This window comes from Kitasatospora sp. NPDC001261, from assembly GCF_042896795.1.
In the GTDB taxonomy this organism is placed as follows: domain Bacteria; phylum Actinomycetota; class Actinomycetes; order Streptomycetales; family Streptomycetaceae; genus Kitasatospora.
On record NZ_JBIAXP010000005.1, the window covers coordinates 1 to 21,368 of the forward strand.

The 21,368-nt window shown below is 73.8% G+C and carries 19 protein-coding genes and 1 pseudogene; 7 read left to right on the plus strand and 13 right to left on the minus strand.

The annotated features are described in order from the left end of the window. Positions 1-143: 143 nt before the first annotated feature. From ACFY4B_RS08660 to ACFY4B_RS08685, 6 genes and pseudogenes are all read right to left on the minus strand, one after another. On the minus strand, positions 144-1,973 hold the full coding sequence (locus tag ACFY4B_RS08660; protein ID WP_387966951.1) for a non-ribosomal peptide synthetase: 1,830 nt from the start codon (positions 1,971-1,973) through the stop codon (positions 144-146). Further along, complete coding sequence (locus tag ACFY4B_RS08665; protein ID WP_049649200.1) at positions 1,970-3,040, minus strand: LLM class flavin-dependent oxidoreductase; 1,071 nt, start codon at positions 3,038-3,040, stop codon at positions 1,970-1,972. Before ACFY4B_RS08665 ends, ACFY4B_RS08660 begins: the two co-directional genes overlap by 4 nt. After that, positions 3,037-3,624 carry a flavin reductase family protein gene (locus ACFY4B_RS08670; RefSeq protein WP_241853013.1) on the minus strand — a complete coding sequence of 196 codons (588 nt, stop codon included), beginning with the start codon at positions 3,622-3,624 and terminating at the stop codon, positions 3,037-3,039. Before ACFY4B_RS08670 ends, ACFY4B_RS08665 begins: the two co-directional genes overlap by 4 nt. 415 nt (positions 3,625-4,039) lie before the next feature. Beyond that, a pseudogene (locus tag ACFY4B_RS08675) lies at positions 4,040-4,471 on the minus strand (sigma-70 family RNA polymerase sigma factor); the annotation flags it as partial. A gap of 346 nt (positions 4,472-4,817) precedes the next feature. Next, positions 4,818-5,198 carry a winged helix-turn-helix domain-containing protein gene (locus ACFY4B_RS08680; protein WP_198959425.1) on the minus strand — a complete coding sequence of 127 codons (381 nt, stop codon included), beginning with the start codon at positions 5,196-5,198 and terminating at the stop codon, positions 4,818-4,820. A 427-nt stretch (positions 5,199-5,625) separates the two neighbouring features. Then, entirely contained in the window at positions 5,626-7,260 is a 1,635-nt protein-coding gene (locus ACFY4B_RS08685) for an MFS transporter (protein WP_387966952.1), read from the minus strand. A gap of 138 nt (positions 7,261-7,398) precedes the next feature. On the opposite strand from ACFY4B_RS08685, the gene ACFY4B_RS08690 reads away from it, so the two are divergent. Then, positions 7,399-8,286 carry a sigma-70 family RNA polymerase sigma factor gene (locus tag ACFY4B_RS08690; RefSeq protein ID WP_387966953.1) on the plus strand — a complete coding sequence of 296 codons (888 nt, stop codon included), beginning with the start codon at positions 7,399-7,401 and terminating at the stop codon, positions 8,284-8,286. Between the two features lie 76 nt (positions 8,287-8,362). On the opposite strand, the gene ACFY4B_RS08695 is transcribed toward ACFY4B_RS08690, so the two are convergent. Together ACFY4B_RS08695 and ACFY4B_RS08700 are read right to left on the minus strand one after the other, a co-directional pair. Then, positions 8,363-8,575, minus strand: a complete 213-nt coding sequence (locus ACFY4B_RS08695) for a ferredoxin (RefSeq protein ID WP_049649205.1) — start codon at positions 8,573-8,575, stop codon at positions 8,363-8,365. A gap of 52 nt (positions 8,576-8,627) precedes the next feature. Next, positions 8,628-9,824: a cytochrome P450 gene (locus ACFY4B_RS08700; RefSeq protein ID WP_387966954.1), complete on the minus strand. Its 1,197-nt coding sequence runs from the start codon at positions 9,822-9,824 to the stop codon at positions 8,628-8,630. 224 nt (positions 9,825-10,048) lie between these two features. Here ACFY4B_RS08700 and ACFY4B_RS08705 point away from each other — a divergent pair, with 224 nt between their 5' ends. The 5 genes from ACFY4B_RS08705 (at position 10,049) to ACFY4B_RS08725 (ending at position 14,264) form a co-directional block, all read left to right on the plus strand. Continuing rightward, entirely contained in the window at positions 10,049-10,981 is a 933-nt protein-coding gene (locus tag ACFY4B_RS08705) for a thioesterase II family protein (RefSeq protein ID WP_387966955.1), read from the plus strand. A gap of 13 nt (positions 10,982-10,994) precedes the next feature. Next, entirely contained in the window at positions 10,995-11,738 is a 744-nt protein-coding gene (locus ACFY4B_RS08710) for a tryptophan 2,3-dioxygenase family protein (protein WP_049649214.1), read from the plus strand. Positions 11,739-11,798: 60 nt separating this feature from the next. Beyond that, positions 11,799-12,410 (plus strand): flavin reductase family protein, encoded by a 612-nt coding sequence (locus ACFY4B_RS08715; RefSeq protein WP_387966956.1) that lies wholly within the window; start codon positions 11,799-11,801, stop codon positions 12,408-12,410. A gap of 128 nt (positions 12,411-12,538) precedes the next feature. Next, the gene (locus tag ACFY4B_RS08720; protein ID WP_049649215.1) at positions 12,539-13,201 is read left to right on the plus strand and encodes a nitroreductase; all 663 of its coding nucleotides are present in this window, start codon (positions 12,539-12,541) and stop codon (positions 13,199-13,201) included. An 85-nt stretch (positions 13,202-13,286) separates the two neighbouring features. After that, positions 13,287-14,264: an alpha/beta hydrolase gene (locus ACFY4B_RS08725; protein WP_387966957.1), complete on the plus strand. Its 978-nt coding sequence runs from the start codon at positions 13,287-13,289 to the stop codon at positions 14,262-14,264. Between the two features lie 250 nt (positions 14,265-14,514). Here ACFY4B_RS08725 and ACFY4B_RS08730 read toward each other — a convergent pair whose 3' ends face one another. The 4 genes from ACFY4B_RS08730 to ACFY4B_RS08745 all read right to left on the minus strand — a co-directional run bounded on the left by ACFY4B_RS08730 (position 14,515) and on the right by ACFY4B_RS08745 (position 18,647). Continuing rightward, complete coding sequence (locus tag ACFY4B_RS08730; RefSeq protein WP_387966958.1) at positions 14,515-15,525, minus strand: RimK family alpha-L-glutamate ligase; 1,011 nt, start codon at positions 15,523-15,525, stop codon at positions 14,515-14,517. After that, complete coding sequence (locus ACFY4B_RS08735; RefSeq protein ID WP_375874556.1) at positions 15,525-16,697, minus strand: acetyl-CoA carboxylase biotin carboxylase subunit family protein; 1,173 nt, start codon at positions 16,695-16,697, stop codon at positions 15,525-15,527. Before ACFY4B_RS08735 ends, ACFY4B_RS08730 begins: the two co-directional genes overlap by 1 nt. A 230-nt stretch (positions 16,698-16,927) precedes the next feature. Next, on the minus strand, positions 16,928-17,878 hold the full coding sequence (locus ACFY4B_RS08740) for a DMT family transporter (RefSeq protein WP_387966959.1): 951 nt from the start codon (positions 17,876-17,878) through the stop codon (positions 16,928-16,930). Between the two features lie 172 nt (positions 17,879-18,050). Next, on the minus strand, positions 18,051-18,647 hold the full coding sequence (locus tag ACFY4B_RS08745; protein ID WP_387966960.1) for a cupin domain-containing protein: 597 nt from the start codon (positions 18,645-18,647) through the stop codon (positions 18,051-18,053). Between the two features lie 226 nt (positions 18,648-18,873). Between ACFY4B_RS08745 and ACFY4B_RS08750 the strand changes: the two genes are divergently transcribed. Further along, positions 18,874-19,581 carry a TetR/AcrR family transcriptional regulator gene (locus ACFY4B_RS08750; protein WP_387966961.1) on the plus strand — a complete coding sequence of 236 codons (708 nt, stop codon included), beginning with the start codon at positions 18,874-18,876 and terminating at the stop codon, positions 19,579-19,581. A gap of 99 nt (positions 19,582-19,680) precedes the next feature. Here ACFY4B_RS08750 and ACFY4B_RS08755 read toward each other — a convergent pair whose 3' ends face one another. Continuing rightward, a complete protein-coding gene (locus ACFY4B_RS08755) occupies positions 19,681-21,318 on the minus strand; it encodes an amidohydrolase (protein WP_387966962.1) in 1,638 nt (545 codons plus the stop codon). Between the last annotated feature and the right edge of the window lie 50 nt (positions 21,319-21,368).

Sequence of the window (21,368 nt, forward strand, 5' to 3'; positions counted from 1 at the left end):
TCGATGCAGTTGCGCCCAAGAACGCCGCCCCAGCGCAGTAAGGCAGTCACGAGGCGTCACCGCCCTGGCTTGACAACATCATTGGGAATCTCCCTTCCTCGCCGCGCCGCGCGGGGTCCCGCCGGGCGGCCCTTCGTGGTCTGTCACCCGTGCAGGGCCCGGGCGATCTCCCGCAGGTCCTGTGCCGCGAGGACCGAGCGGATCGGCACGCGCACCCCGAGCTCCTCGCGCAGCGCGCCGATCAGCCGCCCCGCCAGCAGTGAATTGCCGCCCAGGTCGAAGAAGTTGGCCTCCGGCTCGACCCGCGGCAGGTCGAGCAGCCGGGCGATCGTGCGGTACAGCCGCTCCTCCCGGGAACCGGGGTCCGCGCCGCCGTCGGATCCGGTCGCACGGTCCAGGGCAGGACGGTCCGAGGCAGGACGGTCCGAGGCAGGACGGTCCGGCGCGGTGCGGTCCAGGGCGGCGCGGTCGATCTTCCCGTTCGGGGTGGTGGGGAAGGCGTCGAGCACCTCGATCCGGGCCGGCACCATGAACTCCGGCAGCACGTCGGCGAGTCGGGCGCGCAGCGCCGCGGGGTCGAGGGCGGCGCCGGGGCTCGGGGTGACGTAGCCGACCAGGCGCGCGTCGGCCTGTCCGCCCCGCACCAGCACCGCGGCCAGGTCCACGTCGGGCTGCCGGGTGAGCCGGTCCTCGATCTCGCCCAACTCGACCCGGAAGCCCCGTAGTTTGACCTGTCCGTCGGCCCGGCCGGCGAAGTGGAACCGGCCGTCGGCGGCGCGCCGGCCGCGGTCGCCCGAGCGGTACATCCGGGCGCCGGGGGGACCGAACGGGTCGGGCAGGAAGCGGGTCGCGGTCAGCCCGGGGCGGCCGACGTAGCCGCGGGCCAGCCCGGAGCCGCCCAGGTAGAGCTCGCCCTCCGCGCCGTCGGCCACCGGCCGCAGCCGCTCGTCCAGCACGTACACCCGCGCCCCGGTCCAGGGGACGCCGATGTCGACCCCGTCCGCCGCGTCGATCGGCCCGGCGAGGGTGCAGCCGACGGTCACCTCGGTGGGGCCGTAGCCGTTGAACATCCGGCGCCCGGGCGCCCAGGCGCCCAGCAGTGCGGGGGTGCAGGCGTCGCCGGTGGAGGTCACCGTGCCGCCCTGGAGCACGTTCTGACTGTCCGTCACGCTCAGCGCGGCGGGCGGCAGGGTGGCGTGGTCGATCGCGTGCCTGGCCAGTGTCCCGTGCAGGGCGTCGCCCGGCAGCAGGTCCTCGTCGTCGGCGACCACCAGGGCGGCGCCGTGCAGCAGGGCCAGCGAGAGGTCCCAGAACCCGGCGTCGAAGCTGACCGAGGCCCAGGAGAGCACCCGCTCGCCGGGGGCCGGGCGTAGGTGCTCCGCCTGGGTGGCGACCAGGTCGGCGACGCCCTCCTGGGGGACGGCGACGCCCTTCGGCGTGCCGGTGGAGCCGGAGGTGTAGATCACGTACAGCAGGTGGTGCGGCGACAGCGGAGCCAGGCGCTCGTCCTGCCGGACGTTCCCGTCGCCGTACCGGGCACAGGCCGCCGCGCACTCCGCGGAGTCGAGCACGACCTCGTCCAGTTCCACGCCCTCGGGCCGGGCGGCCGCGGTGCGCAGCAGCAGCCGCGGTGCCGCGTCCCGCACCATGAAGGCCTTGCGGGACGCGGGGTAGCGGGGATCGAGCGGCAGGTAGGCGCCGCCCGCCTTGAGCACGGCCAGCTGGGCCACCACCAGCTCGGGCGAGCGCGGCACGGCCAGCGCCACCAGGTGGTCCGGGCCGACGCCGCGGTCGATCAGCAGCCGGGCCAGCCGGTTGGCCCGGGCGTTGAGCCGGCCGTAGTCGAGCGCGGTGTCCCGGTACAGCACGGCCGTCGCCCCGGGGCGGAGCGCCGCCTGCTCCTCGAACAGTTCGGCGACCGTACGGGCTCGCGCGGCCGCGGGTGCGGCCACCGTACGGACGGGCGCGGTCACGGCGCCTCGCCCAGCCGCGGGCGGACCTCGGTGGCGAACAGCTTCAGGCTGCGCGACATGCTCTCCAGCGACTGCTGGCCGTAGTCGAGCTGGAACAGCACCACGTCCGTCCCCAACTCGGCCTCGATGCGCCGCAGTTGCTCGACCGCGCTGCGCGGGGAGCCGATCACCGCCAGGCCCGCCGCCTCGCTGGGGCCGGCCTGGTGCTTGTCGACCATGGCCTCGCGGTAGCCCTGGTAGGAGGTCGAGCTGCGCTCGCGCCAGGACTCCGCGGCCGCGCCGAAGGTGTCCCAGTGCCGGCGCAGCGCGGCGTTGCCCTCCGCCACGGCCTCCTCGTCGGAATCGGCCAGGTACAGCGCGACGCTGATCGCGACCTGGGGCCGGCGGCCGGCGTTCTTCGGCGCCGCGGCGAAGCGCTGCCGGTACAGGTCGATCATCTCCCTTACCTGGCCGACCTGTTCGCGGCTGGGGGCGGAGGCGATCAGCAGGTTGTAGCCGGAGTCGCCGATCCACTCGAAGCTGGAGCGGGTGATCAGCGCGGCGGCCCACACCGGGGGGTGGGGGTCCTGGGTGGGCAGCGGGAGGGAGTCGGCGTCCCGGTAGCGGAAGAAGGGGGTGTCCTCGCTCACCCGGGACTCGGTCCACAGCCGCACCACCGCGTCCACCACCGCCCGGAACCGGTCCTTGCTGCTGTCCAGGTCGATGCCGAAGGCGTCGAACTCGTACGGCAGGAAGGCGCGGGCGAAGCCGACGTCCAGCCGGCCGCCGCTGAGCGCGTCGAGCTGCGCGGTGCGGGCCGCGAGCTGGATCGGGTGGTGGAAGGAGGCCTGGATGCCGCCGGTCATCAGCCGCACCCGGCTGGTGCGCGCGGCGACGGCGGAGAGGAAGGCGAGCGGGTCGGGGCAGTAGCCGCCGTAGGCGTGCAGGTAGTGCTCGGTCATCTTGACGTACTCGAGGCCGAGGTCGTCGGCCAGTTCGGACACCGCCAGCAGGTTGCCGTAGTACTCCTCGGCGCTGCGCACCAGCGGCGGGGTGTCGGGCAGCAGGGATATTCCGTAGGTCGTCATCTCTGGGCCTCCGTGGTCGGGTCCGGTGGTGCGTCGGGCAGGGCGCCGCGGCCGCCGAGGGACCAGTACGCGCGCAGTCCGTGGACCAGCGGCCGCGGCCGTCCGTCGTCCGCCGCGGCGGCCCGGTAGACCTCGCCGAAGAGCACCACGTGGTCGGCGACGGTCACCGAGCCGGTGATCCGGCAGTCGGCGACGGAGTGCGCGGCCCGGTCGAGGTGCGGGCCGGCCCAGTCCGGGCGGGCGGTCCACCCGACGTGCTCGAAGCGGTCGGGCCCCCGGGCGGCGAAGAGTTCGGCGACGGCGCGGGCCCGGTCGTCGAGCAGGTTCACCGCGAAGCCGCCGCTCCGTTCGAGGACGGCGAGGGTACGGCTGGAGCGCTGCATGCACACCAGCAGGGTGGGCGGGTCGGCCGACACGCTGGAGATCGCCGTGCAGGTCGTGCCGTACGGCCGGCCGGCCTCGTCTGCGGCGGTGATGACGGCGACGCCGGCGGGGAAGCCCGCCATCAGGGTTCTGAACGCGGTCGCGGAGACCGGTCCGGCCGTCGTGCGGCCGCCGGCCCCCGTCATGGGCGTGGGGGGCATGGGGAGGAACCTCCTGGCGTCCCGTCGGGAACCGACGGTCGCGCTGTCCTCGGTCACGGTGTACGTCCTGGTCACGGCGTACGTCCTGGTGCGCGGCCTGGTCCTCGGCCGCCGCACACCGACTCTGGCACGGGCCCCGGCCGGGCCGTTCGGCGGAAAAAGATTTGCGAAAGAGGCGCTCCGCCCGCGCTGGTCGGGGCGGCCGGGCGGGGGCCGGAGTCGGGGCCGGGGCGGCCCGCACCACGTCGGGCGCCAGGGCGGCGGCGATCAGCCCGGTGTCCCCGGTGGCGGCCGCGAGCCGGAAGGCCGCCACCGCCTCGCGGTGGCGCTCCGGCTCCACCGGGTGCCGCTCCAGCGGGGACCGCACCTTCTGCCGGGCCCGGCTGGCCAGCTTCTTGGCGGTGGTCCGGCTGCGGTCGAGGAGCGCGCCGATCTCGTCGAAGGGCACCCCGAAGACGTCGTGCAGCACGAACGCGACCCGCTCGGCCGGGCTCAGCGCGTGCAGGACCACCCGCAGCGCGAGGCCCACCGACTCGGCCGCCAGCGCCTCCTGTTCCGGGTCCGCCTCCGCGCCGGGGCCGCAGGTGTGCGTCAACTCCTCGCCCCCACAGCGCTGTTGGCCCCCCGACCGGCTGCGCAGCGCGTCCAGGCAGACCCGGGAGGCGACGGTGCGGATCCAGCCGGGCAGGTTGCGCACCGCCGTGGTGTCGGCGCGGTCCAGCCTCAGCCAGGTCTCCTGCACCGCGTCCTCGGCCTCCTCCCGGGAGCCGAGGATGCGGTACGCGAGCCCCAGCAGCGCCGTTCGGCTCTCCTCGAAGAATTCCGCCAGCAGTTGGCGCTGATCCATCGGTCACCTTCCGGGTTCACGGTCCGTCGTACTGATGACCCGCGCACCGCGGGGCTTGTGACTCACGACCGTTCGAAGGAGAGTTTCCGATGACGGAGGCCGTCGCCGAGATCCCCGCCTACACCGCGGGAACCTGGAGCATCGACAAGGCCGACCCGCACATCACCCTGGACGTCCAGGCCTCGCTCGACGCCTGAGCCCGGCCCGGCGGGACGCCCTCTGCCCGTGTGAGGTACGGGCAGAGGGCACCGGCCGCACGCCGGGGTGGCGGCGTGCCGGCTGTACGGCGTACGGGCTTCGCGGTGTGCCGCCCGCGCGGGGTGTCAGCCGCGGTCGGCGCCGCCGGTCACAGGCCGTCCGCCTCCAGGATGTAGCCGCGGCCCCACACCGTCCGGATGCAGAGGCCGACCTCGGAGATCCGCCTCCGCAGCCGCATGATCTGCAGGTCCAGGGCGTTCCTGGAGATCGCTCCGGTGGCCCGGACCACCTGCTGCTCCAGCTCGGCCCGGTACACCACCTCGCCGTAGTGGGCGACGAGTTCCTCCATGATCCCCACCTGGGTGGTGGAGATGGCGACCGAGTTGCCGCCGAAGCAGAGCACCCCGGTGGAATCGACGGTCGGGACCCTGCGCCCGTACACGCGTTGGGACAGCGCCTGGATGCGCGCCTCGACGTCCCCGCGCGGGGCCGGCGACCTGATCCAGTCCTCCCCGGGGTCGACGCACACGGGAGCGTCATTGCCGGCCTCCACGACGAGCAGGCAGGGAATTCCCGCCTTTCGGCAGTGATTCCGTTTGTCCGCCTCGATGGGCCATCGTATTAACGTGACACCTTTACTCAAGGGTGTCTCCCTCGTCAGAGAAAAAGGCAGTCTCGGCTTTCCTTGCTTTCTCGTACGAACCGCCCCGAAGGCAGTGGGAATCGACGCCCGGCGCGGCTCACGGCCGGGCCCGCGGCCTCCCGCCGGGGCGGGGCTCCGCAAGGCCCGGTTGCACACGTTCACCGACTGGTAAGCACACGTTTGCTGCTGGGCACTCGGCCCTCGGCAGCGCCGTGCCCGCCCCCCTGGAATCCGGGAGCGGGCGCGACGTACCGGTGGTTCGGACCACCTCCTACCTTGCCCGAGCTCTATCCGCGCACCCGCGTGACATGGGTCACGGACGGGGGCGCAGACCCTTTCCGGCCACCGTCACCTCGTCGGCGGACGAACCGCCCGCCGGTCGGGGTCCGGCCGGCTCCGGAGTACTCGACTCCGGGGTGGTCGGCTCCGGGGCCGTCGGCAGCTGTCCGGCGCGCTGCCGGAACCCGGCCCAGGCCAGCACCGCCGCCACCGCCGTGGCCGCGGCGGCGATCCCGATCGACAGCTGGTAGCCGTGCAGGAAGGAGTCGACGGCCGGCTGCCGGAACGGCTCGCCGAGCGCCTCCACCACCGTGTGCAGCCGGCCGCCGCCGACCTCCCGCGACCGCTCCAGCACCTCGGCCCGCTGGGCCCCGTCCAGCCCGGCCGTCTTCTCCTGCCAGGCGGAGACCGCCGAGTTGACGCCGACGGCGCCCAGCACCGCGAGGCACACCGAACTGCCGATCTGCCGCGAGGCGTTCAGCACGCCCGAGGCGGCGCCGGAGGCCCCCGGGGGCACGTCCCGCATGGCCACGTGGGTCACGGCGGGCACGAAGGTGCCGAACCCGCCGCCGTACAGCACGTACCCGAGCGCGCTGACCGCGAAGGGCGTGGTCCCGGCCCGGCTGAGCAGGAACACCCCGACCGCGGCCAGCAGGATCCCCGAGACGGCCACCGTCACCGAGCGGAACCGCGAGTCCAGGCGGCCGCCGAACTGCGCCATGGTGAGGAACGGGATGTTCATGAACAGCCACGACAGCCCGGTGCGCAGCACCGACCAGCCCGCCACGTCCTGGAAGTACAGCGTCACCCAGAACAGCGCGCCGCTCATGCCGCCGTAGCACAGCAGGTAGATCCCCGAGGCGCTCGCGAAGCTGCGCGCGCGCAGCAGGGCGGGCGGCATCATCGGGTGCGGGGCACGGCGCTCCCACCCGAGGAAGGCCAGCAGCAGGACCACCCCGGCCGCCAGCGGGAACGCCACCACGGCCGAGCCCCACGGGTGGTCGGCGGACTCGACGAAGCCGAGCGTGAGGCAGACCAGCCCGAGCGCGCTGAGCACGATCCCCGGCACGTCGAGCCGGCGGGCCTGCGGGTTGCGCGACTCCCGCACCGCCAGGAAGGTGCAGGCGATGCCCAGGGCGGCGAACGGCAGGTTGATCCAGAAGACCGACTGCCAGCCGAAGAAGGTCAGCAGGATGCCCCCGCCGACCGGGCCCGCGCCGAAGCCGGTGCCGCCGATCGCCGCCCAGGCGCCGATCGCGGAGGCCCGCTGCTCCTTCGGGTAGGTCTCCGTGATGATGGACAGCCCCAGCGCGAGCATCGCGGCCCCGCCCAGGCCCTGCACCGCCCGGAAGGCGATCAGCGAGAGCGCGTTCCAGGCCACGGCGCAGGCGACGACGCCGATCGAGAAGACGACCATCCCGGTCAGGAAGATCCGCTTGCGGCCGTACCGGTCGCCGAGCGCCCCGCTGGCCGGGATGACCGCGGCCAGGCTCAGCGAGTACGCGCTGATCACCCACTCCAGCTCGGCGGCGCCCATGTGCAGTTCGCTCTGCATCGACGGGAGGGCCACGTTCACGATGGTCAGGTCGAGCGAGGTCATGAACGTGGCCATGCACATCGCGAACAGGGTCAGCCGCCGGCGTCGCGACTCCGTGAGGGAGAGGGTCATGGCCTCTCGCCCCTCCGGAGTCGTGTGATATGTGTGATACCCAGTGTGATCATCCCGCGCTCCAAGTAAGGTCCACGAACGACGGGGGCGGCTCGCCGCCCCCGTAGTGATGACCCCTCCCGACCGAGGAATGTGACCGTGCCCGACCACGATCGGCTGGCAGAGCAGTTCGAGCGGCACCGGCCGCACATGCGGGCCGTGGCGTACCGCATGCTCGGCTCGCACGCGGAGTCCGAGGACGCCGTCCAGGAGACCTGGATCAGACTCAGCCGCAGCGACGCCGACGAGGTGGCGAACCTCGCCGGCTGGCTCACCACGGTGATCGGCCGGATCTGTCTGAACATCCTCCGCTCCCGCGCCGCCCGGCCCGAGGACCCGGTCGGGGTGCACCTGCCGGACGTCGTCGTCGGGCAGGAGCCGTCCAACGGCCCGGAGGACGAGGCGCTGCTGAGCGACTCGGTCAGCCTCGCCCTGCTGATCGTGCTGGACACCCTCGCCCCGGCCGAGCGGGTCTCCTTCGTCCTGCACGACATGTTCCACCTGCCCTTCGACGAGATCGCGGCCGTCGTCGGGAAGACCCCGGCGGCGGCCCGCAAGCTCGCCAGCCGGGGGCGCCGCCGGGTGCAGGAGGAGCGCGAGGCGGACTCCGGCGGCGACTTCGCGACCCGCCGCACGCTGGTGAACGCCTTCTTCGCGGCGGCCCGGGACGGCGACCTGGACGGGCTGGTGGCCGTCCTCGACCCGGACGTCGAGCTGCGCGCGGACGGCGGGCCCGCCCTCGCCGCCGCCACCGCCTCGATCCGCGGCGCCCGGCCGGTGGCGGGGCGCGCCTCGCTGTTCCGCCAGGGCGGGGTCGCGGTCATCCCGGTGCTGGTCAACGGCGTCCCCGGCGCCCTGGTCACCCGGGACGGCGCGCCGACCTCGGTCATGGGCTTCTCGGTGCGCGGCGGGCGGATCACCCGGATCCAGATCCTGCTGGACCCGGAGCGGGTCGGCGCGGTCGACTTCGCCGCCTTCACCGCGTAGCGGGGGCGGTCCGGGAAGGGTCCGGGAACGCCGGTGGGGCGCCTCCCTCGGGGGGCGCCCCGGCTCGCTGCGCGCGCTACCGCTCCACCTCCGGCCCGACGCCGACGGTGATCGCCCGCGAGGGGCAGAGGTGGGCGGCCTGCCGTACCCGGTCCCCGAGTTCGTCCGCCACCTCCGCCCCGAGCAGCCGGACGGTGCCGTCCTCGTCCCGCTGGGCGAAGACCTCGTCCGCGGTGATCACGCACATCCCCGAGCCGATACAGCGCTGTCGGTCGACCGTCACCCGCATGGTTGTCCCTCTTCTCCGTTCGTTTCCGGTTCCCGGGCCCCGCCCGGGATGCTCAGCGCGGGAGCAGCCGCACCGGCAGGGAGCTGTAGCCGTTGAGGAAGGCGGACCGGATCCGGGTGGCCGGCCCGGTCACCTCCACGCCGCGCACCGTCCCGGCCAACACGCCCAGCAGCGCCCGCAGTTCGACCCGGCCGAGGAAGGCGCCCAGGCAGAAGTGGGCGCCGTGGCCCAGCGCGACGTGCTTGTTCGGGGAGCGGGAGAGGTCGAAGGAGCGCGGCTCGGCGAACGCCCGCTCGTCGTTGTTGGCCGAGATGTTCCACAGCGACACGATGTCCCCCGCCCGCACCTCCTGACCACCGATCAGCTGGTCGCGGGTGGCGGTGCGGGCGAAGTGGAACGCGGGGGTGGCCCAGCGCAGGGCCTCCTCCACGGCGGAGTCGAGGTCCACCCGGCCGTCCCGGAGCGCCCGCCACTGCGCGGGGTTCTCGGCCAGCGCCTTGACCGTGCTGACGGCGGAGACCCGGGAGGACTCGTCGCCGCCGATGATCAGGCTGTAGCAGTTGAGCGCGATGTCGTCCAGGCTCAGCGGCTCGCCGTCGACCAGGCCGGTGGCGAGCGTGCTGATCACGTCCTCGCCCGGGGACTCGCGCCGCTGCTGCGCCAAGTCCATGAAGTACAGCACCAGTTCGTTGCGGGACTCGAGCGAGTCGAGCTCGTCCGCCCCGGTCAGCGCGCCCTTGCTCCAGTGCAGCAGGTCCGGCCGGTCCGCCTCCGGGACGGACAGCAGGTCGCAGATGGTGTTCATCGGCACGTGCTCGGCGACGTCGGTCGCGAAGTCCACGGTGCCGGCGTCGAGCGCGGCGCCGACCAGTCCGGCGGTGCGCCGCTCGACCTTGCGGGCCACGGTGTCGAGGACCTTCGGCGACAGCGCCCGCCACAGCAGCGCGCGCAGCCCGCGGTGGCGGGGGCGGTCGGTGACGGCGAGCATCCGGCCGCCGGCCGAGTCGTCGCCGCGCAGGAGCACGTCGAGCACGGTGCCGCGGCCCGAGGCGAGCGCGCCGGCGGCGCCGTAGCAGGCGACCACGTCGGCGTACCCGGCCACCACCCAGAAGCCCGGCCGGTCGGCCGCGGCGGCGTGCCAGTACACCGGCTCGTTCGCCCGGACCCCGGCGAAGAACTCGAAGGGATCGTGCGCCAGGAAGGTGCGTGAGTCGGTCAGGTCGAGCGAGGCGGTCACGGTTCGGCTCATCGTCCACAAACCCCACGGAAGACGGGAAACGCACTGCGTGCAGTGCTCGGCACGGGCCCGGTGACCGGATCCTCACAGAGGCCCGAACCGGCCCGCGCCAGTTGTGTCGGATCTCTTTCAGTTGTGTCAGAACTCTTTCGTGGCCGGTCCGGTCAGGGAGGAAGAGCCGAAAGATTGCGGACACCTGCCGAAGCACCCGTACTCCGAAGCGGAGGAGTTCCGTCATGCTTCGTACCCGCCGCGACCACTGCCTACGGACACTGGTCCGAGCGCCCGCGGCCACGGCACGGCTGGTCTGCCTCCCGCACTCCGGCGGCAGCGCGGCCGGCTACGGCCCGTGGTCCACCGCCCTCCCCCCGACCGTCGAGCTGCTGGCGGTGCAGTACCCGGGGCACGGCGACCGCTTCGGCGAACCGCCGTCCACCGACGTGCGCGCGCTGAGCGCGGAGCTGGCCTCCGAACTCCTGCGCCTGCCGCCGCTGCCCACCGTGCTGTTCGGGCACAGCCTCGGGGCCCTCGTCGGCTACGAGACCGCCGTCACCCTCGGCACCCTGGGGCGCCCGCCGGCCGGCCTGCTGGCCTCCAGCTGCCCGCCGCCCGGCCGGGGCGGACGGATCCGGGCCGGCGGACTGTCCGACGAGGTCCTGTGGTCCCTGATCCGCTCCCTGGGCGGCATCGACCCGGACCTCCCCGAGGAGCCGGAGGTCGCGGAGGCCGTCCTGCCCGTCCTGCGCGCGGACCTCACCGCGCACGAGCAGTACCGGGTGGAGCCGCGGACCGCGCCGCTGGCCTGTCCGGTCCGCTGCCACCACGGCACCCTGGACCCGCTGGTCGACCGCGCCCTGGTCGCCGAGTGGGCGGCCGTCACCACCGGGCCGTTCAGCCTCCTCGAACGCGAGGGCCACCACTTCCACCTGTTCCAGCACCCCGAGGGCGTCCTCGCCGACCTCACCGCCTTCCTCGACGCGGTGACCGTCGACGCGGTGACCGTCGACGCGGTGACCGTCGACGCGGCGGCCACCGGCGCGACGGCCGCCCCGGCACCGCGCCTCCCCGCCCCGAGCACCGCCGTCCCGAGCACCGACGTCCCGAGCACCGCCGACCCGGGCGACTCCACCCCGGGCGACTCCACCCCGCGCCCGGCGCGGGCCCTCTGATGCGGAGCTGACCATGACCGAAGCCGTCACCGAGACGATCACCGACCTGACCTACTCCACCTACCTCCAGATGGACACCCTGCTCTCGCTCCAGCAGACCCGCTTCCCCGAGTCCACCGACCGGAGCGTCGCCCTGGCCGAGCACTTCTTCATCGTCGCCCACCAGTCCTGCGAGCTGTGGCTCAAACAGATCGTGGCCGACCTGCGACTGGCCCGGGACCTCCTGAACGCCCCCGGCGACCCGGCCGGCGGAGCCGAGGACGGGGTCGAACTCCTCCAGCGGGCCGCCGAGTTGCTCCGCGTCCTGCACGAGCAGGTGATCGTCCTGGAACGCCTCCCGCTGCGGCACTTCGTCCGGTTCCGGCCCTACCTCGGCACCGCCAGCGGCGCCCAGTCGCAGCAGTTCCGGGTGCTCGGCCGGCTGCTGGAGGACGGCACCGAGACGAGCGAGCTGTACCGGGCCTTCCTGGCCGACGCCGACCGGCAGGGCCTGAGCGCCGCCGACGTCTGCCGCCTCGGCGTCGCCTGCGGCGGCCCGCACCGGGTCGCCGAGGCGCTGCTCGACGTGGGCAACGGCTACTGGCGCTGGAAGGTGGCCCACCTGGGCCTGGTGACCAAGATGGTCGGCGGGCAGCAGGGCACCGGCGGCACCTCCGGGGAGGACTACCTGCTGCGCCGGATCACCCTCCCGTTCCGCGACCTGCGGCAGCTGCGCGGCAACCCGCACACCGAGGTGCTCGCCACCAGCCCGGTGTAGGGCCCCTGCCTCCCCGTCGTCCGAAGCCCGAAGCCCGAAGTCCGTAGGAGCGACCGAGCCATGCTGCACGTCGACGTGGCATCCATGACCGCCCGCCAGCGCCAGCGCCTGCTGCTGTGGAGCGTGGTCCCCCGGCCGATCGCCATGGTGAGCACGGTCTCCCCCGGCGGGGCCGTCAACCTGGCGCCCTTCTCGTACTACACGGCCGTGGGCTACTCCCCGATGGCGCTGCTCTTCTGCGCCAGCCGGCGGGCCGACGGCACCGAGAAGGACTCCTGCCGCAACGCCCGCCTCCCCGCCGAGGGCGGCACCGGGGAGTTCACCGTCAACGTCCTGATCGAGAAGCACGCCGAGGCCGCCACCACCACGGCGAAGCCGCTCCCGTACGGCGAGTCGGAGTACGAGCTGGCCGGGCTGCGCGCCCTGCCCGGGCACGCCGTCCGCTCGCCGCGCATCGACGGCTCGCCGCTCGCCTTCGAGTGCCGCACCTCCTCGGTGGTGCCGGTCGGCGACCACTCCGTGGTCATCGGCGAGGTCGTCCACGTCGTCGCGGAGGAGGGACTGGTCGACGAGGCCGGCTTCCACCTCGACCTGGACCGGCTGGGGTCGGTCGGCCGGATGGGCGCCGCCGAGTACGTCCGCACCCTGGACCGCTACGCCGTCGGCGGCTGACACCCGTCCGGCGGGACCTCGGCCCCCGGCCGTCACCTCCTCCGCGCCCGAACCGTTGCAGCAACGGGACGCCCGGCAGTGCCGGACGCGGCCCCGGAACGGTCGGGCGAGGTGTGAGGACACGGCTGGTGGACGTCTACGAGGCTGTCGAGACCCGTCGGGCGGTGCGGGGGTTCACCGACCAACCGGTGCCGAGGGAGGTGCTCGAACGGGTGCTCGCGGCCGCGTCCCGCGCCCCCTCCGGCGCCAACCTCCAGCCCTGGCACACCTACCTGGTCACCGGGGAGCGGCTGGAACGGCTCAAGCGGCTCGCCGTCGCCCGCGCCTCCTCCGGCGACCAGGGCGACGACCCCGAGTTCGAGATGTACCCGCCCGAACTCAAGTCCCCCTACCAGGAACGGCGCCGGGAGGCCGCCGAACAGCGCTACCGCGCCTTCGGCATCCCCCGCGAGGACCGGGACGCCCGGCAGCGGGCCGTCGTCCGGAACTGGGACTGCTTCGGCGCGCCCACCGCGCTGTTCAGCTACATCGACCGGTCGATGGGCCCGGCCCAGTGGGCCGACCTCGGGATGTACCTGCAGACCGTCATGCTGCTGCTGCGCGCCGAAGGGCTGCACAGCTGCCCGCAGATGGCCTGGTCCGTCTACCACCGCACCGTCGCGGACGTCCTGTCGCCGCCCGCCTCCCTCGTGCTCTTCTGCGGCCTCTCCGTGGGCCACCCCGACCCGGCCGCCCCCCGCTACCGGGTGGGCCGGGCTCCGCTCGACCAGACGGTCACCATCCTCGACTGACCGCTCCCGACACCGCCTTGCCCCTTCACCGTCCGACGGCTCCACGTCCGACGGCTCCACCGACGTACCGCGGAGGCGACCTCCCGTGCCCGAGAGCCCGGCCCCGACGCTCATACCCGGCCGCGCCCCCGTCCCCGTCTACCGGGGCATGGACCGCGCGGCCCTCGACCGCCAGTACACCCCCAGCCACCGCGTCCCCGACCTCCGGGCCTACCTGGACCGCTACGCACGGGACAGCGCGAACGCCCGCCGCCGCCACCCCGTCCTCACCGGCCTCCCGTACGGCCCGCACCCGGCCGAGACCCTCGACTACTTCCCCGCCCCCGACGGCCTCGACGGCCCCGCCGGCCCTGACGGCCCGCCCCCGCTCCTGGTCTTCGTCCACGGCGGCAACTGGCAGGAACTGTCCAAGGACGACTCCGCCTTCCCCGCCCCGCCACTGCTCCGGGCCGGCGCCGCCGTCGCGGTCGTCGGCTACGGCCTGGCCCCCGCCACCCGGCTGGACGACATGGTCGCCATGGTCCGGCGCGCCGTCCACTGGCTCCACCGCCACGCCGACGCCCTCGGCTTCGCCCCCGACCGCCTCCACCTGGCCGGCCACTCCGCCGGCGCCCACCTCGCCGCCATGGCCCTCCTCCCCCGCGTCCCCGGCACCCCCCACCACGGGCCCGACGTCTCCGCCGCGATCGCCGGCGCCACCCTGCTGAGCGGCATGTACGACCTGGAACCGGTCCGCCTCTGCTACGTCAACGACGCGCTCGCCCTCGACCCGGCCGCCGCCCACCGCAACAGCCCGCTGCACCACCTCCCGCCGCGCCTGCCCCCGGTCGTCCTCGCCCGCGGCGCCGACGAGACCGCCGAGTACGCCCGCCAACACGCCCTGATGGCCGCCGCCCTACGCCCCCGCACCGCCCTCACCGACCTCGTCGCCCCCGCCCACAACCACTTCTCCCTCCCCTACGCACTCGCCGCCCCCGGCTCCCCCCTCGGCACCGCCGTCCTGACCGCACTCGCCCGCGGCGGGCCCCGGAGCGTTCCGGCCGGCCGTTCCAGTCGGGAGTGAAACCGCAGGCCGGAGGGGGTGGAACCGGTGTCCTTCGCGGTGGACCTCGACGACGACCGGCCGTTCCGCACCGTGGGCGTGCACGACGCGCCGAACTACTTCCCCAACGGCACCTCCTGGGCCCCGGCCCACGCCGGGCAGTAGCCGGGGAGGGCCGGGCGGAGGGACCGGGGCGACTCCGGGTACGGGCGGCGGAGCGGACCGCCCGGCCCCGCCCGCCTCGTGCACCCCGGTGCCCGATGCCGCACCTTCAGGCCAGTCGGCCCGCCGAACGCAGGGCGGCCAGCGCGGTGTTGACCGCCTTCGCGGAGTGGTCCTCGCCGGTCAACCGCTGGTGGTAGCCCAGCCCGCCCGGGTTCTCCAGGTTGACCTCGATCACATACGGGTAGGCGAGGTCCAGCCCGGCCCAGAAGATGCCGTGGTCCATCAGCCGCTTGCCCAGCTTCCGGACGAACTCGTCCTCCTCCGGCGTCAGCCGCAGCGGTTCGTAGCGGGCGCCGACCGTGGCGTTGGCCCGGTTGTCGTTCTCCCGGGGGAAGCGCAGGAAGCCGGACACCGGGGTGTCGCCGGCCACGATGACCCGCTTCTCGTTGCTGCGCACGTTCGGGATGTAGGACTGGAGCACCGCGTGCCGCTTCGTCATTCCGATCACGTCACGGCCGTAACTGACCTGACGGGACTGGGCGTTGCCGGTGGCCGAGGAGAGCAGCGCGGTGCGGTTGCGGTCTCGTTCGTTGACCACGAAGACATCCGCCCCGCACCCCTGGTTGGTCGGCTTGACCACCCAGGAGCGCTCCGGGTCCGCCTCGACCAGCCCGTTGAACACCTCCAGGTCGTTGGAGACGTAGGTGACGGGCAGGTGCTCGCGCGGCACCAGCACGCCCAGGTTGCTCTTCGCGTTGAGGTAGAACAGCGCGGTGGCGTCGTTGACGAACGGCACCCGCTGGTTGAGCTGCCAGAGCAGTTGGACGCAGTCGGTGAGCGCCTCCGGGTGCGTTCCGGCCAGCACCCAGACCAGATCGTACTCCTCGGCCGAGGAGTACGACCGGCGGTGCGCCGGGAAGTCGCCGTCGGCGGCGAACTCCTCACTCAGCCGCACCTGGTCGCACACCACCACCGAATCGTGCACGCCGAGCGAGTCGATGTCCCCCACGTGGACCTCGTGGCCCTCCCGGTACAGCGCGGTCGGGATGATCGACTGGTTGTCGAACATCTTGAACCGGTGCACTTCGGAGATCAGGACCAGGATCTTGTACGGCATCAGCACTCCTCCAGGTTCGCCATCAGCCAGGCCTCGGCCCGCAACAACCGTTCCTCGACCTGCTCCGCGTCGGCACCGGCGACGATCACGAAGCACAGGTGCGAGGCGCTGTAGAGGGTGACCGCCCCGGGCTCCAGTTCCTCGTTCACCTGGTAGTGCCGCACCCACGGGAACGGCGGCCGCCCCGGCGCACGTACCGGCCGCCCCTGCGGCAGGACGGACACCGAGCCGTGCACCTCGGTCGGCGGCGCGGCCGGCGGCGGCTGGACGGGCAGCCCGGCGGACTGGCGCAGCACCGAGGTGTGCAGGTCCACCCCGTAGGTGGCCCGGGTGAGCCACGGAATGCGGTCGCCGCCGACCCGCGAGGCGATCTCGCACATCACCAGCTCGTCGTCCGGTGTGTGGAACACCTCCAGGTGGTAGGCGCTGACCGGCGGGACGTCGAAGGCGGACAGCGTCCGGTCGAGGAACTCCTCCAGCCGCCGGGCCATCCCGCTCTCCGGGTGCAGCTGGACCGAGCCGTTGTTCTGCCCGGTGAAGACCCCGAGGCAGCTGCGCAGGTAGCGGGAGGAGGCGACGAAGCGGTAGCCGTCGCCGAGCACCGCGTCGACGTGGTACATCGGGCCGTCGACGAACTCCTCGGCCATCAGGTCCTCGCGCCAGCGCCGCCGGGCGAAGGCGAGCAGTTCCTCGTCCCCGTGCAGCACCGCGATGTCCCGCGAGCCGCCCTGGCTGACCGGTTTGACGACCACGGGGTAGCCGACCGCCTCGATGAAGCCGGTGAGGTCGACGACCGTGTCGAGCCGGGCCCAGCGGGCGGTCGGCACGGCCCGGCCGGCGACCTCCTTCATCACCGCCTTGTCGCGGAACGACCGGGCGCTGTCCGGGGTCTGGCCGCCCAGGCCGAAGTCCGCGCGCATCCGGGCGGCCCGTTCCAGGTCGTACTCGTTGTCGGTGATGATGTGGGTGAACGGCCGTTGCCGGTGCAGCCGGCGGATCGCCAGCTCCGCGTAGGGGACGGCGTCGGAGTCCGGGACGTACTCGTAACGGGCCAGCCGCTCGGTGTTCTTGAGCTCGTTCTGGCTGAACACCTGCAGCTTGTCGGCGAGTTCGGGGAACATCCCGGGGTAGTCGTGGCCCTGGCCGTAGTTGAGCACGGCGACGTTGGTCATGATGGTCGGCCTCACAGTGGACGTACGGTGCGGGAGGGGTGTCGGTCGGTGCGCCGGTGGGGGGCGGCGCGGGCGGCGCGCGGGGCCACCGGAGCGAACACCGGTGCGGCGACTGCGCCGACGACATCGAGGACCTGATCGCCGACCAGAGGGAGACGGCCCACCGGGCGGCGGCCGGAGCCTGAGGAGGGCGCGGACCGGCCGGGTCGAGCGCCCGGCCCTCCCGCCGTTCAGCGGTGGACACGGTTCGCCAGGAGGGTGCCGGCCGAGGCGAGGACCAGCCCGGCCAGGGTCAGCACGCCGAGCGGCTGGTCGAGCAGCACCGCGGCGAAGGCGGCGGTACACATCGGGACCAGGTAGAACAGGCTGCTGACCTGGCTCGTGCCGTGCCGCCGCAGCAGGTGGTAGAGCAGGCCCACGCCGACGATCGAGTTGATCAGCGCCGTCCACAGCAGAACCGGCCAGTACGAGGCGGTGAACTCCACGGACCAGCCCTCGACCAGCAGCGCGGGAACCAGCGCCGCCGCCGCGGCGGCCAGCAGCTGCACCGCGTTGCCGCCCACCGGCTCCATCCGCGCGCAGTGGCGCTTCTGGTGGACGGTGCCGTACGAGATGCCGAGCAGGCCCAGCAGCAGGAAGCCGAGGCCCAGCAGGTAGCCGCCGGACAGGTCGATCCGGTCGGCGACGGCCAGCGCGACGCCGCCCAGCCCGAGCACCAGGCCCAGGCACTGGCCGCGGGTGACCCGCTCACCGAGCAGCGGCACCGCCAGCAGCGATGTGGTCAGCGGGTAGAGCGCGATGACCAGCGCGGCGAGCCCGGAGGACACCCCGAGCTTCATGCCCATGTAGATGCTGGAGAACTGCACGCCCTGGACGAGCACACCCGCCACCGCCAGGTGCAGCAGCAGGCGCCCGCGGGGCAGGCGCTCCCGGCGGATTCCGGCGATCGCCAGCAGTACCAGCCCGGCGATCGCGAACCGCAAGGTCGCGAAGGTGTACGGCGCGGCGTGCCGCAGGCCGAGCTTGCCGGAGATGAATCCGGAGCTCCAGACCACCACGAGCGCCACACGCGGGGCCGCGCCGATTCCCCGGCCCCGCCACTCGTCGGTCCCCACGGGCGGGCCTGCGTCCGGGACGGCTTCGCGCGCGGCGCCCTCGAGCGGCGGGGTCGGCATCGTCATCTCCGAGCTCCTCTGGATCTCCTCGATTGTTCGATATAGAGCACCGTAGAGCAGAATATCGCTCACGTCGAGACGGGCAGACCCCGCGGCGACATCCCGGGACCGAAACGCCGACTGCCCCACGGACCGCTGTCCGTGGGGCAGTTGGCGAGCAGGCGGCGACGCCCGGAAGTCAGTAGAGGCTGGAGAAGAGGACTCCCACCAGCTGGGCCGGCTCGTCCGTCTCGTTGCGGAAGCTGTGCGGATGGCCGGCCGAGAACTGGATGCTGTCGCCGGCTCCCAGCACGTGGTCCACCCCGTTGTAACGGACCACCAGCTCACCCCGGGTGACGGTGATCAGATCGGACCCCTCGTGCTGGAGCTCCTCGCCGAGACCGCTGTGCGGCGCGAAGTCACCGGTGACCACCTGGTAGCCGAGCTCCGGGGAGCGCACCACCCGGTAGACCACCCCCGGGGCCCGCTGGAGCTCCTCCTGCCCCTCCCGGGGGAACAGCGCGGGGGTCGCCCGCCCCCGGGAGAAGCCCAGGAACGAACCGACGTCGTGGCCGAACACCCGGGCGAGCCGGCCGAGCCGCTCCAGCGCGATGTCGGTCTCCCCGCGCTCCAGCGAAGCCAGGAAGGAGACCGACAGCCCGCACCCGGCGGCCACCTGCCGCAGCGACATACCGCGCTGGGTGCGCAGCCGCTGCAGCACATCGCCGGGGCGCGGGAAGCCCAGCTCCGGATCGCGGGGTCCGGGAGCGCCGGTGGAGGGTGCCGAATCAGCCATGATCGCATCCTAGGCGCTGCGGACCCGCCCACCAATGCCCGTGCGCGCCGCTCCCGGCCCTCGTCCGACGCGGCCCCGGAACCCGCCTCCCACGCCTCCCGCGCCTCCCCCGCCGTCCGCGGCTTCGGCGCCCGGGCGGCCGCGTGCCGCACCGTCTCCTGCTGAGGCCGGGCTTCCGCTCCCGACCCCTGGTTTGTGTCAGCATCCTTGACATAACCTCGGGCGCATGACCGACCGCGTAGTCCCCGAGCCGCAACGGCGGCGGCGGCGACCCACCAAGCAGGGTGTGGTGCTGTCCGCTGAGCTGATCGTCGACACCGCGATCCGGCTGATCGGCCGGCACGGCGCCGAGGCGCTCACGGTGCGGCGGCTGGGCGCCGCGCTCGGGGCCGATCCGAGCGCGGTCTACCGCTACTTCCACAGCACCGACGACCTGCTGCTCGCCGTCGCCGACGAGCTGATCGGCCGCGCCCAGCACGACTGGCGGCCCACCGGCGACTGGCGCGCCGACCTGCGTGCCATCGGCCTGCGCATCCACGCCAGCTACCTGGCCCACCCGCAGGCCGCCATCCTCGCCGCCCACCGCACCACCGGCCGCGCCCACGAGATCGCCGCCGTCGAGGCGATCCTCGGCGTCCTGCGCACGGCGGGCTTCCCGGACCCGGAGGCCGTCCGGATCTACCACGCCTTCGTCGACCAGAGCCTCGGCTTCGCCGCCCTGGACGCCGCCACACTCGCCCTGCCGTCCGCCGCCCAGAACGCCGACCTCGAGGTCTGGCAGGCCTCCTACGCCCGGCTCGACGCCGCCGAGCACCCCCACATCGCGGCCACCGCCCACCTGCTCACCGCCGACATGCGCCGCAGCGGCTACCCGTACGCCCTGGACCTGCTGCTGGACGCCGCCGAGGCCCGGCTGCGGGCGACCGGGGGCTGAACCCCCGTCCGCCGAACCCCTGCCGGGGAACGCGAGGGCCGCCGGTGGTGGGCCCCGTGCGCCCACCACCGGCGGCCTTCGTCCGGCCCCCTGCCGCGGTCAGTCCGCCGCGTGCACCAGCTCCCCGCCGACGTAGGTGCGCTCCACCCGGGCCTGCGCGATCTCCTCCGGCGGCCCGGTGAGGATGTCCCGGTCGAGCACCACCAGGTCCGCGAGCCGCCCAACGGCCAGCACCCCGACGTCGTCGTGCCCGTTGAGGTACGCGCTGCCGGCCGTGTACGCGGCGATGGCCGAGCCCAGGTCGAGCCGCTGCTCGGGCAGGAAGACCCGCCCGTCGGTGGCCTCCGGCTCCATCCGGTTGACCGCCACGTGCAGCCCCGCCAGTGGGTCCGGGCTGCTCACCGGCCAGTCGCTGCCCGCCGCGAGGGTGGCGCCGGCCCGCTGGAGGGAGCCGAACGGGTACTGCCAGGCGGCCCGCTCCGGCCCGAGGAACGGGATGGTCAGCTCGTCCATCTGCGGCTCGTGCGCGGCCCAGAGCGGCTGGATGTTGGCGACGGCGCCGAGCCGGGCGAAGCGCGGGAGGTCGTCCGGGTGGACCACCTGGAGGTGGGCGAGGTGGTGCCGGGCGCCGCGCCGCCCGTTGGCGGTGCGGGCGGCTTCGATCGCGTCCAGCGCCTCGCGCACGGCCCGGTCGCCGAGCGCGTGGAAGTGCACCTGGAAGTCGAGCGCGTCCAGTGCGGTGACGTACCCGCGCAGGGCCTCCGGGTCGACGAAGCTGAGGCCGGAGTTGGCGGTGGCGCAGCCGCAGCCGTCCAGGTACGGGCTGGTCATCGCGGCGGTGAAGTTCTCCGCGATGCCGTCCTGCATGATCTTCACCGAGCCGGCCCGGAACCGTCCGTGGGCCAGTTCCGCGCGCCGCCGCACGAGGTCGGGGATCTGGTCGGCGCCGCGGTCCCGGTCCCACCAGAGCGCGCCGGTCACCCGGGCGGTCAGCGCGCCGGAGCGGGCGGCGGCCAGGTAGGCGTCGGACGGGTCCGGCTGGCCGTTGAACTCGCCGAGCAGCGCGTCCTGCCAGCCGGTGATGCCGAGCGAGTGCAGCAGCCGCTGGGCGCGGAGCAGTCCGGCCAGCCGGTCGGCGGCGGTGGCGGGCGGCAGCAGCCGGGCGACCAGGGCGGTGGCGCCCTCCTGGAGGGTGCCGCCGGGGGTGCCGTCGGCCTCGCGCTCGATCCGCCCGTCGGCCGGGTCGGGGGTGTCGGCGGTGAGCCCGGCGAGTTCCAGCGCCCGGGTGTTGGCCCAGGCGCCGTGGTGGTCCCGGTTGGTGAGGTACACCGGCCGGTCGGGGACGACGGAGTCGAGCAGCTGCCGGGTGGGCAGGCCGCCTTCGAAGCTCTCCATCGACCACCCGCTGCCGGTGATCCACTCCTGGTCCGGGTGGGCCTCGGCGTACGCCCGGATCCGCTCCAGGTAGTCGGCGACGCCGACCGTCCCGGTGAGGTCGCAGGAGGCCAGCTCGGCGCCGCCGAACACGGCGTGGATGTGCGCGTCCTGGAAGCCGGGCAGCAGCAGCTTGCCGGTGAGGTCGACGACCTCGGTCCTCGGCCCGATCAGCTCCCGGACCTCGTCGTGCCCGACGGCGGCGATCCGCTCGCCGACGACCGCCAGCCCGCTCGCCCGGGTGCGGGCCGCGTCGCCGGTGTGGACGGGGCCGTGGGTGAAGACCAGATCGGCCTGGGTCATGGGTGGTGCTCCGTTCTCGCGTGGTCGTGCCTGGTCGTGCGTCGTACGGG

What these genes read in the sequence shown, in the direction of transcription:
- ACFY4B_RS08665 (WP_049649200.1), bottom strand. Translation starts at nt 3,040, where the DNA reads ATGACGACCTACGGAATATCCCTGCTGCCCGACACCCCGCCGCTGGTG.
- ACFY4B_RS08670 (WP_241853013.1), bottom strand. Translation starts at nt 3,624, where the DNA reads ATGCCCCCCACGCCCATGACGGGGGCCGGCGGCCGCACGACGGCCGGA.
- ACFY4B_RS08685 (WP_387966952.1), bottom strand. Translation starts at nt 7,260, where the DNA reads ATGACCCTCTCCCTCACGGAGTCGCGACGCCGGCGGCTGACCCTGTTC.
- ACFY4B_RS08695 (WP_049649205.1), bottom strand. Translation starts at nt 8,575, where the DNA reads ATGCGGGTGACGGTCGACCGACAGCGCTGTATCGGCTCGGGGATGTGC.
- ACFY4B_RS08700 (WP_387966954.1), bottom strand. Translation starts at nt 9,824, where the DNA reads ATGAGCCGAACCGTGACCGCCTCGCTCGACCTGACCGACTCACGCACC.
- ACFY4B_RS08705 (WP_387966955.1), top strand. Translation starts at nt 10,049, where the DNA reads ATGCTTCGTACCCGCCGCGACCACTGCCTACGGACACTGGTCCGAGCG.
- ACFY4B_RS08710 (WP_049649214.1), top strand. Translation starts at nt 10,995, where the DNA reads ATGACCGAAGCCGTCACCGAGACGATCACCGACCTGACCTACTCCACC.
- ACFY4B_RS08715 (WP_387966956.1), top strand. Translation starts at nt 11,799, where the DNA reads ATGCTGCACGTCGACGTGGCATCCATGACCGCCCGCCAGCGCCAGCGC.
- ACFY4B_RS08730 (WP_387966958.1), bottom strand. Translation starts at nt 15,525, where the DNA reads ATGCCGTACAAGATCCTGGTCCTGATCTCCGAAGTGCACCGGTTCAAG.
- ACFY4B_RS08735 (WP_375874556.1), bottom strand. Translation starts at nt 16,697, where the DNA reads ATGACCAACGTCGCCGTGCTCAACTACGGCCAGGGCCACGACTACCCC.
- ACFY4B_RS08740 (WP_387966959.1), bottom strand. Translation starts at nt 17,878, where the DNA reads ATGACGATGCCGACCCCGCCGCTCGAGGGCGCCGCGCGCGAAGCCGTC.
- ACFY4B_RS08745 (WP_387966960.1), bottom strand. Translation starts at nt 18,647, where the DNA reads ATGGCTGATTCGGCACCCTCCACCGGCGCTCCCGGACCCCGCGATCCG.
- ACFY4B_RS08750 (WP_387966961.1), top strand. Translation starts at nt 18,874, where the DNA reads ATGACCGACCGCGTAGTCCCCGAGCCGCAACGGCGGCGGCGGCGACCC.
- ACFY4B_RS08755 (WP_387966962.1), bottom strand. Translation starts at nt 21,318, where the DNA reads ATGACCCAGGCCGATCTGGTCTTCACCCACGGCCCCGTCCACACCGGC.